Origin of the sequence: Ruegeria sp. SCP11 (genome assembly GCF_040329455.1) — a bacterium.
GTDB classification, from domain to species: domain Bacteria; phylum Pseudomonadota; class Alphaproteobacteria; order Rhodobacterales; family Rhodobacteraceae; genus Ruegeria; species Ruegeria atlantica_E.
Genome location: NZ_JBDZYG010000030.1, coordinates 1 through 12,180 on the forward strand (window position 1 = coordinate 1; position 12,180 = coordinate 12,180).

Genomic DNA, 12,180 nt, shown 5'->3' on the forward strand with positions numbered 1-12,180 from the left:
CCAGTCTTTTGCCTTTGCCAGTTGCGTCTCCAAAGCGACCGCCGGATGATTCAAAAAAGACCGAACCGCATTGAATTTGAATGAGAGCGGCTGCCGTCCTGCGAGGTGGCGTTCTCGTCGAATCTTTAGGCTTAATTCTACGTAATCACTGTGTCGGTCAGGGCTGAGTTTTCCCGATCTTTCGACCTGCATTCACCTGTACCCGGTATCCAGCGCAGCGCGAGATTCAATCCGTTCATAAATGGTATCGCTGCGTCCAGCTCAGCAAATGCCCGCTCGAAACCCAATCGGTTCTACGGCAATGGATTTACTGGTTCGGACGCTGATCCGGTACATGAGGGGTTCGGGATGCGGCGCAGCAAGTCATCTTTCAGTCGCATAAGAAGCGGCAACACTGGTTCACACAACCTTGCTGTGGTGGCTTGGTCTCTGCCGGAGGACACGCGATGAGCGACGTTCTCTGCGAACAATTTCAGTCTGACGCAGCTGCTGAAAACAACAAAGCAGATTCTTCTCCGACGACACCCAAAGTTGACTATTCGGTCTCGCCGGGTCTGGCTGACCGTCTTGCGGGGATTGGGCTGTCCATCGCCTTTTCCTCCTACCAGTCGGGGTTCCTTTATATGGTCGGCGTCAAGCCGGGCGGTGGGATCAACATCCATCAGATGGCTTTCCCCCGACCGATGGGCATTCACCGTCATGGGGCGCATGGATTGTCGCTGGCAGCAGACGATCAAATCCTGCACCTGCAGAACGTGCTGGAGCCTCAGGAGCGCGTGAACAATCTGTTCGACGCCGCCTTCATGCCGCGTCAGAGCGAGTTTACCGGGCAGCTGGATCTGCATGACCTTGGCATCGATGCCGCAGGCAAAGCGATCTTCGTCAATACGCGATATAATTGCCTCGCAACACCGGACCCGCGCCACAGCTTTCGAGAAGTCTGGCGCCCCCCGTTCATATCGTCGCTGGTGGATGAGGATCGATGCCACCTGAACGGGTTGGCGATGAAGGATGGGCGCCCCCGATATGTCACAGCTGTCAGCCGGTCGGACACGATCGACGGCTGGCGCGACCGGCGCGCGGATGGGGGCATCGTTATTGACGTCGAGACGGGAGACATCGTTTGCGACAACCTGTCGATGCCGCATTCGCCGCGATGGCATGACGGACGGTTATGGCTGCTGAATTCCGGGCGTGGCGAGTTGGGCACAGTGGAGTTCGACCAGAACGGCAAGGGTCGTTTTGAGCCGCATGTTTTTTGTCCCGGTTTTGCCCGTGGTCTGGCCGTGCATGGCCGTTACGCCTTCGTCGGCCTGTCCAGGCCCCGTTACAAGCGGTTCGAGGGGCTGGAGCTTGATGCCCGTCTGACCGAGGCCGACAGCGCGCCATGGTGCGGACTCCAGGTAATAGATCTTGAGACCAGGGCTTGTGTGGACTGGCTACGGATAGATGGCGATGTGGCCGAGCTCTACGACCTTGAGCTTCTGCCGGGTCATCTCTGCCCGATGGCAGTTGCGCCCGGCACCTCTGAGGCCGCAACGCTGATCACCCTGCCGAAGCAAACATAGAAAACCCAACAAGAAAATCAAAATTGGTACGGACATAATGAGTAAAACAGATCAGAGCACGAACGTGCCGCTCTATCGAGCAATCCGTCTGCGTGGCGGCCGGATGACAAAGTATAAGGGTCAAGTGGCAAGTTACGCCCCGGCTTTGGGACGCATACTTTCGGGCGTTTCTGTGGCGGCACTTGGCGCGACCACATTACTGACTGCAGGCTCTGCGTATGCGGGTAGCTGTAGCCTAGAGGTCCCCGGCATTTACTTGTGTTCCGGGCCTGCTGATCCGATCAACGACACCAGTGTGACAATCATCAACGGCGCGCCCATATCTGTAGAAACGCTTCCTGGATTTGGCATTGAGCCGGTCGATTCCGCAAACGCCATTTTTCTGTTCAGCAATTTGGGCGTGACCTTCACCGACAATAATGAGTCAACAATCATTTCGAATTCCAATGACGCACTTCGAGCTGCTGTTTATGGCGGCGGTGATGTGACGGTGACTACGACCGGCACGCTCAGCGGAGCGCGTAACGGGATATACGCCCGAAAATACAGTGAGCTGTCGGAGGGGAGCATCTCGATTACTGCGGCGAATGTCAGCGGTGCAGCGGATGATGGGATTTATGCCAGGAACGACCGTGGCACGGACCTTTCAATCACAACCTCCGGGATCGTTTCAGGGGGCCGGTCTGGCATATTTGCGCTAAACACCGGTAGCGGTGCGACGACAATCTCGGCCGCAGGTGTCTCCGGTGCAACAGGTGACGGCATTTCGGCGGCTAATTCCGGTACCGATCTTTCCATCACTGCAACTGACCGGGTCATCGGTGGAGATCGGGGAATTGCAGCCACAAACAACGGCAGCGGCGCATTGACGATCACTGCTGAAGAGGTGGTTGGCCAGGGCGCGGAAGGAATTTCCGCGCAAAACAGAGGTACCGATCTGACCATTGCTGCGACCGGACCGGTTCAGGGCGACTCCATTGGTATTAACGCCAACGACGGCGGCACGGGGGCCCTGACGATCACAGTTGCGGACGTCACGGGTGCCAACAGCTTTGGGATTGCCGCGTCAAACCAGGGTTCCGGCACCAGCTTGTCAATCACGGCATCGGGTACCGTGACGGGTGCAACTAATGCGATATTCGCAACCAGTCGCGGAACTGAAGGTATGACTATCGACGTCGAAGACGCGATCAGTACAACTGATGGGAGCGGCATTATTGCCCGCAATGACGGCGGAGGAGCGTTGGTGATCTCTGCGGCCAACGTCACCGGAACAACCAACAATTCGGGTATCCTCGCCGGCAACAGGGGCACCGATCTTTCGATCACGACAAGCGGGCGGGTGACAAGTAGCGGGCGAGGGATTTCCGCATTAAACACCGGCACCGGTGCTATGACCGTTTCTGTCGCGGATGTGATATCAAGCGGCCAAAACGGGCTGAATCTGGCGAACTATGGCACGAACCTTTCGGTCACCTCCACCGGCACGATTTACGCGGGCGCAAAAGGGATATACGCACTAAACGAGGGCACTGGCGCACTGACGGTTTCCGTCAACAACGTCACAGGAGTGACCCAGGAGGGAATGCTCCTTTATAATGGCTCCTCAGGAACAGACCTGTCGATCACCGCTTCGGGGACAGTCACCGGCACGGCCGGACTTGTAGCCGTTAACCGAGGCAGCGGTGCTCTGACGATTTCGACGTCTGATGTCACTGGCTCCAATGGCAATGGTGTGACCGCACTGAACGAAAATGGTACCGATCTTTCCGTCACCTCCACCGGTACGATTATAGCGGGCGTAAAAGGGATATACGCGCGCAACCAAGGCAGTGGCGCATTGACGATTGAGGCCGCAAATGTCGGCGGTACCCGCTATGGCATCCACGCCCGAAACTCTGGTTCGGGCCTGACGTCGATTACTGTGTCCGGCGCTGTTACGGCGGGCACCAATGCCGGGATTCTGACCCAGACGCCCAGCGGGTCGAGCGTGATCACTCTTGAAAGCGGTGCGTCGGTCTTCTCCTTGTCTGGCGAGGCGATTGTCGACGGCGATGGCGGCAGTAGCCATGTCATTCTGCGGTCGGGATCAGCGATTGCCGGTGAGGTGCTGCTGAGTGACGGTACCGACGCGCTGACGATTGAAGGGGGTGCAGATATCAGCGCGGCAACCCTGTTCGACGGCGGTGATGGCACACAAGATGCCCTGACCTTTTCGGCCTTCAATGGCAATTTCGATGGCGCTCTGTTCACCAATTGGGAAAACCTGACGGCAGATAATGGCAGTGTCCTGACTTTGGACAGTTCAGGATCAAGTATTATTTCTCTCGCGGCAAACAACGGATCGACCATCGCAGCAGGGGAGGCAAACCTGTCTCTGAACAGCAACCTGCGGATCGACGCGACCAGCCGTTTCCGGGCCGGGTTTGGCGGATCGGGTGCGGTCAGTGTTGGTGGTGACGTCATCAACGATGGCCTTATCAGCCTGGCGGATGGGCGCAGTGGTGATCGCCTGACCATTGGTGGCAATCTATCGGGGTCCGGTTCTGCGGAACTCGACGTCGATTTCACCGCCGGAACCAACGACCAGTTGATTGTGACAGGCAACAGCGCGGGGGCGCAGCAGGGGCTGCAGGTCGCGAAATCTGGTAACGGAGGAGGCAAGCTTCAGAACTTTACCCTCGCAACCGTCAACGGCAACAGCACTGCCAACGACTTCCGTCTGGTGAACGCTGATTTCGTGACCAAAAGTGGTCAGGACGCAATCAACGACGGATCTGTTGCCTATGTTTTGAATTACGACGCTGCTACGGGACAATTCATTCTTTCCCCCTTTAACGCGGATGGTGGGGTGGACCAGAACCCGAACCGTGCGTTCCTTGCGGCAGGAGTTCAACAGTTCAGTGACCAGATTGCCTTGGGTGGGGCGTTGCGCCGCCTGACCGGCAGAACAGGCGCAGAAGACGCCAATACCGTCAGCCGATCCCTGAGCGAACTCAGCACTACAAATCAACCATTGGTCTGGCTGAACGCTGAGGGCGGGCGCGACCGCTATACTTCTGGTGATCGTACCAATGAAACGACCAGCGGCGGCCTGCGTGTCGGTGCCAGCCTGCCATTTGCCGAGATCGGCAACGGTTCTCTGATCGGTGGGTTCGAGTTCGGGGCAACTACACTATCGACAAACAGCGAAACATCATTGGCGGACGGCACGATCGACACCGACGCCTATGATGTGACGCTGAGTGCGTTGTGGCTGGCTGATAGCCAACTCTATCTGGATGGCCAGGTGCGCTATGCGATCTTCGACAGCACGACCAGAGCCGCTGGTGGCCAGGAGTCCGATACGGATGGGGATGGCTATGCCGCCTCCATCGAAGTTGGCAAGGTTTTCGCCCTTAATAATGGGCTGAACCTTATTCCCCAGGCGCAACTTCTCTACAGCAATGTCGATTCCGACGATCTCAACGATGTTTCAACCGGTACGGCCGGAACGGTGTCTGACGGTGACACGCTGAGTGCGCGCATAGGTCTGCGGGCCGAGCGAGAGTTCGGCACCGGTGTCTTCTTTGGTCAGTTCGACTACTACCATGCGTTTGACGATGAAACCTCGGTGTCATTTGGCAACGACACAGTTCTGACCGAGCGCGGCAGGAACAACCTTGAGCTGACACTTGGCGGTCACATGGGCATCTCGGCAAACACTACATTGTTTGGGGAATTGTCCGCCCAGAGCGGATTTGGCAGCAGCTCTGACGATTATGGTGTTGCTGGCCAACTGGGTTTCGAATTCCGGTTCTGAACCATCTTCCACGAGATAAAGACGGCGCACGCCCCCTCGCACCGTCTCATTGTGGGCCACCATGCCGCCACTCGCGAACAAACTCTTGGTGGCCCACACCCAAAGCGCCTCTCGACTGAGTGGCGACTGGAGGTAGCGAAATGTGTTGCCGGGAATAGTGAGATTGCTGGACTGGAACAATGTGTCGTCCAGGCCGCCCGTCCACCGGCTGTTGCTTCTGTTGCAGGAGGCCAATGATGTTGGCGGCAAATCAAAACCATTGTGCAGTTGAAGGCACTGCACAGATTGCGCCGATGATTGCGCCAACAATCACCAGGGTCGGAAACGCCCAAAGTTGACAAATGGGCATTACGCAAGCTGAAGAAAGGCCATTCCATTGAAAAAACCATCTAACTCCAGCGCCCCTAACGGACGCGCTGTTACCACTGGAGGCAAGACTCACTGCGGACCACTGGGCGCAAACAAGCGAATTTCTGCATCCGTCTCGATGCTAGCACTGATTGCCGCCGGAGCCCTCACTCTATCTGCAGGGCAGTCAGCGGCATGTAGCCCTGGACCTGTTGGTACTTCGGGTAATGATACCATCATCTGCGATGTTTCTTCGCCTCCGCCCGACGGGAATATCATTCGCGGTCTTGAGGGCGACGACTCCATCACTGTCGATGCGACTTTAGCGGATACTCCCGATCTCACCGTAACCGGCATATTGGGCGATCAAGGATCGGACATAATTACGGTCTTGGGTGACCTGATTGTAGATGGCTACGTAAGAGGTCAGGGTATTGGCAACACGGATGGCGATGATGTCATCGATATCAACATCAATGGATCGATTACGAGCGGGGTCTTAGGCGATCAAGGCTCCGACACAATCACCATCCGGGGCAATGTAGACATTGGGGGAGATGTCAGAGGAGGAGGCACTGGCCCCGTCGACGGTGATGATATCATTGATATTGATATCAGTGGTTCCATTGCAGGTGGGTTTTTCGGGGAGGGCGGCGATGATGTTTTGACCCTTTCGGGTAGCTCGGCGGTTGGTGGTAATTTCGATGGCGGCGAAGGTAGTGACACTATCGTTGTTGAAGGCGAAGCGGTTGTTACAGGCAGAGTAGTGGGCGGCTTAAACTCACTTTCAGATGAGACGGATGCCATCACAATCAGGGATGATGCCAATGTCGGCTCAGTCGCGGGTGGGTTTGGTGACGATCAAATTGTCATTTCCGGAGCAGCTTCGGTTGCCACCAGTATTTTGGGAGAAGATGGTAACGACTTCATTTCAATCGAATCCACCGCGTTTGCGGGCAGCGAAACGGTTGATGGCGGTGCCGGCACCGATACGGTTATTCTAAACAGAGTAAAGGGCGGAGCGACTGGCGGCACACTCAATTCGGAAGTTCTGGTCGTCAGTAACAGTATTCTTTCTGGTGTTTCCATAACCAGTGACGACCTGCAACTGATCGGAAGCAACGTGACCATGACTGGCGGGACGGTGACCGGGTTCAGCGCCAGTTCCAGGTCTGAGATCCTGAATATCACTGGCGGAACCGTCAGCGTATCCGCCTACCTTCAAGCAGGAGATGATGTTGTTACATGGTCCGGAGGTTCACTGACCGCTTTCAATGGCGGGGATGGATCGGACAGCCTGAACATCTCTGCTGAGGGGTACGATGGCAGCCAGGTTTTTGATGGCGGTGATGATGTCTCAGCCGCAGACGGATTTACCGATACGCTGACGCTCTCGGGTCTCAATGTAACGGTTCAGGAAAGCAACCTCCTGAACTGGGAAAACATCGTCATTGACGGAGGCGCGGTCACGGTCGCGGGCGAATCTCTGACAGTTGGTGGAAACGGTGATAACGGATTAACAATCACCAATAATGGCCGCGTCAACGCAGGCTCCAATCTGGCTCTGACCGGCAATCTGAATGTTGACACCAGCGGTGCCTTTCTGGGCACCGGCAATGGGGTTGGGCGCTTTAGCGTGTCCGACTCTCTAAGCAATCAGGGCCGCATCTCTTTGGTCGATGGTTTCGCGGGCGACCGGTTCAGTGTCGCAGGCAACTATACCGGTGGCGGCGCGTTACGATTCGACGTTGATTTTGCCACCAATCAGGCCGACACGCTGGCAATTGCCGGGGATGTCACCGGCCCCAGCACAACCATTTCGGTGAAAGACGTGTCAAGCGGTGCGGCCACAGGCGGCAACGTTACGCTTGTGGAAGTGGACGGCTCTGTCAGCGACGGTGATTTCGTGACGGACAGTACGGTGATGGCAGGGGCATTCGAATATGACCTTGAAGTCATCGGCGGTGATGTAGTCTTGGTTGGAACCACAGACGAAGGTGGCAACCCTGTTCTGAACATCAACGGGGCAGTCTACGAAGGGGCGTCCTTTGCCTTGCTCAGCGGGTTCGGTGACCTTCCGACCCTTCAGGAACGGATCGGCCAGCGTCAGATTGCCGTGGATGCCGATGGCGATGGACCGGCCCGCACTGTCTGGATGCGGATTGACGGCGAGACCTCCGACAATACTCTGGAAAGTGGCACCGGCTTGGACACCAACCGGGCGAGCTTTCAGGTCGGTGCGGATTTCGGCCTTCCGTCGAATGGCGCAGGCCAGTGGGTGTTGGGTCTGACGGCTCAGGCAACACAGGTCAATTCGAACCTCTCGTCACGCTCGGACAGCGGTTCTGTCTCAGCCGATGGTTACGGCGTGGGTGCCACGGCCACATGGTACGGCCAGCGCGGAACCTATGTAGACCTGCAATCGCAACTCAATTGGGTCAGCGCAGACTATTCGTCCTCTGTCTCCGGAGAACTGGCGAACAGTGAAAGCACCCGTGTCTTTTCGATGAGCGTGGAAGCTGGTCACGAAATCGAGCTTGCAAACGGACACTCAATCGTTCCGCAGGCACAGCTTGTCTATGCCCGCATGAGTGGTGGCAGCTTCATCGACAGCCAGGATCTGAGCGTTGACCTTGGATCGAATGATCGCCAGATCGGCAGGCTGGGCGTGGAGTACCGCATTGGGAAATCCGTAACGGACAACAGAACTGGCAGCTTCTACGCCATTGGCAACGTGCTGCATGACTTTTCCAGCGCATCCAACGTCACCGTTTCCGGTGCGGAGCTGTCTTCTCGCGGTGACAGGAATTGGGCTGAAATCGGCTTGGGCGGCACTCTGGATTGGCTCAACGGAAGCGCGTTGTACGGCGAAGTCTCTTACCGCCAGTCCATCGAGACGAGCGACAACTACGGCGTCGGTGCAACCGCTGGTTTGCGCATTCTGTGGTGAGGTGAGAGATGAAGTATTTAATTGGCTGTCCCACTCGGCGCGGTCTCGTTCATTTCAAAACCGCCCTGACGATGCAAACCATCGTTGGCGCGCTCGCAACCCAGGGTCATAGCTGTAGCACAACGATGGTGGCCGGGGCCGATGTTGTTGAAGCCAGGAACCGTTTGGCGACTCAGTTTGTGGCGTCGGACTGTGACTGGATGATCGGTATTGATGACGATATCGGTGTCTCGCCCGATGTGGCTCTTGGAATGATCAAAGCAAACCTCGACTATGTCGGGGTTTGCATTCCGCCCCGGCAACTTGACCTTGAAATGTTTGCGCAGAACATTCGCAACGGCATGTCGGACCGGGACGCACAGCTTCATGCGGCACCACTGATTGACGGTGCTGGCTTGCCCGACGGAATCTCTCCGGTGGAGCGCGTTGGCACTGGTTTCTTTGTGCTGAGAAAGACTGTTTTGGAACGGATTTTGGCTTCAGGCAATGTCACGAAAAAAGTCTCCAACCTGCCGGGGCAGGATTATGCGTCACATGGCTTCTACGACTGTCTGATTGACGACAACGGAGGCCGCCTGTCCGAAGATTACAGCTTCTGCAAGCGGGCCCGGGCCTCGGGCATTCCCATTCACGCTTACAAGGGCCAGGGCATTACCCATTCCGGCGAGATGACTTTCTCAAGCTGAGTACTGATCGCTCACGCCAATTTTTAGCGGTGTGGGCGATCACCTCATAATCGGCGTTATTTTAATTAAGTAAGCATAACTGACCCAAATTTAGGAGGCATTCAATGACTGCGGCAATCGAAATCTCTTCACTGGAACGCGACTACAATTTCAACTGCCCGTCCTGCGCCGTCAGGCTCGGTTGGGTGACACCTGAAGGTGAATTGCGCTTTGAAACCGGCGCAAAGCCCTGGATTACCTGCGAGAAGCATCGCATTGAACAGAGCAAGATCTATGATCGCGGGTTGTTTCCGGCATACAACCGGCAACGGCACGGCGAAAAGCTCATGTTCGAAATCCTGAGTGGCAAATGCCACCAGTGCGAGACTCTGCTTCACAGCGCCATTGTACCGATGCGGGAACGCGGGCCCCATGGGCTGTGTTCTCCAAGAAAGCCGAAATTCGCACGCGCTCTCAGACTTAATACCGGAGAAACATGGCTCGTTATTACGCGCATGTCGGCGTTTGGCCCACGTCGAGAACATATGTTTGGCCCCTACACGCTCGACGGACGGTGCGACGATCCGAATGCTGTCAGTGAACTCCGATTGCTGAGTATTGCTGCCAGCAAAGACCCGTCAATCTGGTGGAGCCAGTTTATCTCTCATCGTTGGGCTGAGCTTTGGACAATTGCGCCCAAACGGCAACCTGCGCGCTCTGGTGGGAGGGTTTGACATGGCTCTTGGCGTTCCTGCACATCTCATTCCCCCAAAAAGCGGGGCCAACACTGCTGGGATCAGAGCTATAAACGAGATGCTGAAATGCTCTGGCTGCCCAGTACCAATCAAGATGGTGAGGCGGAAGTATCTCAACAATATCATTGAACAAGACCATCGTTTCATCAAACGTCGGATCAGGCCCATGTTGGGTTTGAAGTCTTTCGCTTCAGCTGCATCAGCCCAGGCTGGTATCGAACTGGTCAATATGATCCGCAAAGGGTGTTGTCAGTTTAACTGTCGTTCGGTTGCTCATGCCCGTATTTGGACGTATGACATCGAGGAAGACATCATCTATCAGCTACAAGCGTCATCGGTTTCCTCCTCAGATCATCGCCGATGCGGTTTGGCTTTACGTTCGCTTCAATCTGAGCTTGCGTGGAGTTGAAGAGATGCTTCTTCAACGCGGGATCGACACGTCTTACGAAACTGTCAGACGTTGGGTCACCAAGTTTGGCCCGCTTGTCGCTCGAAACCTGCGACAGAGCCAGAAACGCCCAGGTGATGTATGGCACCTCGATGAAGTTGCTGTCAAAATCGCTGGTCGCAAGTTTTGGCTCTGGTGTGCGGTCGATCAGCATGGCCTCGTGCTGGACGAAATCCTCCAGTCTAAACGGGACAAACGGGCGGCAAAACGGCTGTTGCGCCGCCTGATAGAACGTCTTGGTTTTATTCCTAAGCGGCTCTTCACGGACAAACTGCGCTCGTGTGGTGCCGCCAAGCGTGAGGTCGCACCGGGTTTGGATCATTGGTCGCACAAGGGCCTCAATAATCGAGCTGAAAACAGTCATCTCCCCTTCCGAAAGCGGGAAAGGACGATGCAAGGCTACCGCTCTCCATGAGGGTCGCAGAGGTTCGTGGCGACCCACTCGGCCATCCGCAATTGCTTCAGCGTCCCCGCTCGTCGCTGCTCTGCCTTAACAATCAAATATCACCGGCTTGAGGCCATTGACGCCTGGAATGTCGCCACCCAATCAGCTTGAAATCTGAGCATCAGCACTTCCTTGTGGACGGGGTGTTAACGTGACAACACGTCACCAAGCAATCGGTTCCACAACCGCGGCGCAATTTTCAAGGCCACACGGCTGCCACGATTCCTTTTGCGCACATATTCAGCTGCCTCTTCGAGAGGCAGTCTATGAATTCTTCTGTTCACGCCGTGTAAAGAACAGTTAACGCAAATCCGGTACCGTTTGGCTGAACCACTCTCATAGATCTTTTCTCGTTCCGGGCCCCAATCATATTCACCAGGTAAATACTCTTTCTGAAGCTCTTGGTATTGCCGCTTCGCAATCTCGGAGACTATCACTCGATCGACCGACCAAACACGTTGTTGGGTACAGCCTTCTTCATGTGCTCGAAACTTTGCGACAACGCTCTGGTGGTTGCCTGTATCCGTATAAAACTCACCGTTAATTTCCACCAACTTCCATGGCTTAGCATCTGTCGCATGAGTTTCTGGATCATCACAGGATTCCGGCTTGGTTTCCGGAACTTCAAGCTTCGTTTTCATCTGCTTTCCGTAGACCAGAAGTTCGCGCCAAGTCATTCCCTGATTGTAACCGGCGTGTGATGTCCCAACGATCTTTCGCGGATCAATCACACAATCCTTGAACTTTATTTCCCAAACAGTGAAATCTCTTTCATCGTGGCGCGGACATGCCCGGATTTCTTCGTCTGCCCAAGGTCCGGCTTCCTCCAACCATCTTTGGCCTATGGTGACCGAGACAGATTGTTTTAGATCATTCATCCGAATGTCGCCTATGCCCGGTGCATTTGTGTTAACCCCCCGGCCATGTTCGCTTCCTTCAGCGGCGTCTCTAATCATTTTTTGCAATCTCTGCATTGTTGCGCTGCAGCACCTGTCTGAAAAGCGTTCCGATATTACAGCTTTTGTGGAACGCAGACGGCCCACTGGGGACCGCGCAATTGGTTGGTGAGTATCGTTAAATTGCTATGTCAGACTGGCAACCGCGCCGACAAATTCGATCCACCATTCGCGATCCACAAACCCATAATGTCCTGCGCCCGCCCACTCGTGCGCTGCACAGTTGGGAAGCTCAGAGCAAAG

General features: G+C 55.6%; 7 protein-coding genes and 2 pseudogenes. 7 read left to right on the top strand and 2 right to left on the bottom strand.

All coding sequences use genetic code 11. The annotated features are described in order from the left end of the window. A partial coding sequence (locus tag ABLN94_RS24125; RefSeq protein ID WP_352997198.1) for a hypothetical protein occupies positions 1–192 on the bottom strand: 192 nt, incomplete at its 3' end. Between the two features lie 254 nt (positions 193–446). Here ABLN94_RS24125 and ABLN94_RS24130 point away from each other — a divergent pair. The 7 genes and pseudogenes from ABLN94_RS24130 to ABLN94_RS24160 all read left to right on the top strand — a co-directional run bounded on the left by ABLN94_RS24130 (position 447) and on the right by ABLN94_RS24160 (position 11,092). After that, positions 447–1,568, top strand: coding sequence for a TIGR03032 family protein (locus ABLN94_RS24130; protein ID WP_352997200.1), 1,122 nt, complete (start codon positions 447–449; stop codon positions 1,566–1,568). A 37-nt stretch (positions 1,569–1,605) separates the two neighbouring features. Beyond that, on the top strand, positions 1,606–5,370 hold the full coding sequence (locus ABLN94_RS24135; protein ID WP_352997202.1) for an autotransporter outer membrane beta-barrel domain-containing protein: 3,765 nt from the start codon (positions 1,606–1,608) through the stop codon (positions 5,368–5,370). Positions 5,371–5,746: 376 nt separating this feature from the next. After that, a complete protein-coding gene (locus ABLN94_RS24140; protein ID WP_352997204.1) occupies positions 5,747–8,668 on the top strand; it encodes an autotransporter outer membrane beta-barrel domain-containing protein in 2,922 nt (973 codons plus the stop codon). An 8-nt stretch (positions 8,669–8,676) separates the two neighbouring features. Continuing rightward, positions 8,677–9,354, top strand: a complete 678-nt coding sequence (locus tag ABLN94_RS24145) for a hypothetical protein (protein ID WP_352997206.1) — start codon at positions 8,677–8,679, stop codon at positions 9,352–9,354. Positions 9,355–9,458: 104 nt separating this feature from the next. After that, on the top strand, positions 9,459–10,067 hold the full coding sequence (locus ABLN94_RS24150) for a hypothetical protein (RefSeq protein ID WP_352997208.1): 609 nt from the start codon (positions 9,459–9,461) through the stop codon (positions 10,065–10,067). Between the two features lie 37 nt (positions 10,068–10,104). Beyond that, positions 10,105–10,332: pseudogene (locus tag ABLN94_RS24155) on the top strand (DDE-type integrase/transposase/recombinase); the annotation flags it as partial. A gap of 49 nt (positions 10,333–10,381) precedes the next feature. Then, positions 10,382–11,092, top strand: a pseudogene (locus tag ABLN94_RS24160) (IS6 family transposase). 35 nt (positions 11,093–11,127) lie between these two features. On the opposite strand, the gene ABLN94_RS24165 reads toward ABLN94_RS24160, so the two are convergent. Further along, positions 11,128–11,859, bottom strand: coding sequence for a hypothetical protein (locus ABLN94_RS24165; RefSeq protein ID WP_352997210.1), 732 nt, complete (start codon positions 11,857–11,859; stop codon positions 11,128–11,130). Between the last annotated feature and the right edge of the window lie 321 nt (positions 11,860–12,180).

Coding starts and splice junctions, on each gene's coding strand:
- ABLN94_RS24130 (WP_352997200.1), top strand. CDS start 447: ATGAGCGACGTTCTCTGCGAACAATTTCAGTCTGACGCAGCTGCTGAA.
- ABLN94_RS24135 (WP_352997202.1), top strand. CDS start 1,606: ATGAGTAAAACAGATCAGAGCACGAACGTGCCGCTCTATCGAGCAATC.
- ABLN94_RS24145 (WP_352997206.1), top strand. CDS start 8,677: ATGAAGTATTTAATTGGCTGTCCCACTCGGCGCGGTCTCGTTCATTTC.
- ABLN94_RS24150 (WP_352997208.1), top strand. CDS start 9,459: ATGACTGCGGCAATCGAAATCTCTTCACTGGAACGCGACTACAATTTC.
- ABLN94_RS24165 (WP_352997210.1), bottom strand. CDS start 11,859: ATGAATGATCTAAAACAATCTGTCTCGGTCACCATAGGCCAAAGATGG.